The sequence below is a fragment of the Promicromonospora kroppenstedtii DSM 19349 genome (assembly GCF_000515355.1).
GTDB classification, from domain to species: domain Bacteria; phylum Actinomycetota; class Actinomycetes; order Actinomycetales; family Cellulomonadaceae; genus Promicromonospora; species Promicromonospora kroppenstedtii.
Map to the genome: position 1 here is coordinate 1 of NZ_KI911582.1, position 593 is coordinate 593.

General features: G+C 70.8%; 1 protein-coding gene. It reads right to left on the reverse strand.

Annotated elements, in window-relative coordinates; all coding sequences use genetic code 11:
* Positions 1–175: 175 nt before the first annotated feature.
* On the reverse strand, positions 176–593 hold a 418-nt coding region (locus tag PROKR_RS02410; RefSeq protein ID WP_036959331.1), incomplete at its 5' end, for a hypothetical protein.

Here is a 593-nt window from a genome sequence, read left to right on the forward strand (position 1 = left end):
TCGGCCACGTGGTGGTAGAGCGGCTGGGGCACGAGCTTGTTCGGATGCTTGCCGTAGACGTACCAGACGCCGGACGTGGCCCGGCTCCGGAGGGTCACGACCACCCCGGGGGAGAAGGGGTGTCGCGGGTTCGAGTTGCCGACGATGCGCGCCTTACCGTTGGCGCGGAGCTCGCTCATGCCGCCTCCAGGTCGTCCGGGTGGACCCACTGGTGGAGCCCGTCCATGCGGCGCGTGCGCCACGCCTCGGGGTAGCGGTCAAGCACGGCTGCCGGCCCGAACGCGTCGAGGCCGTCGGAGTTGCCGGGCTCGGAGACCAGCTCGACGACTTCGCCGATCTTGTAGGCGTGCTCGGGGGAGCCGTTCCCGGTCACCCGCACCTTGTCGCCGACGGCGAATGGCTTCTCGTCACCGATGAACTCGGCGATCTCCTCGACCGGGGCCGGCGTGCCGTAGTGCTCGACGGTGGTCGTCGGGGCGCGGTGACCTCCAGGCGGAGGCCCCAACGTCGTCAGCACGGCGCGGACGTCGTTCGCCGGGACGGGCTCGCCGAGCTCGCGGAGGGCGGTCTTGAAGGCATAGATCGCGGCCTGA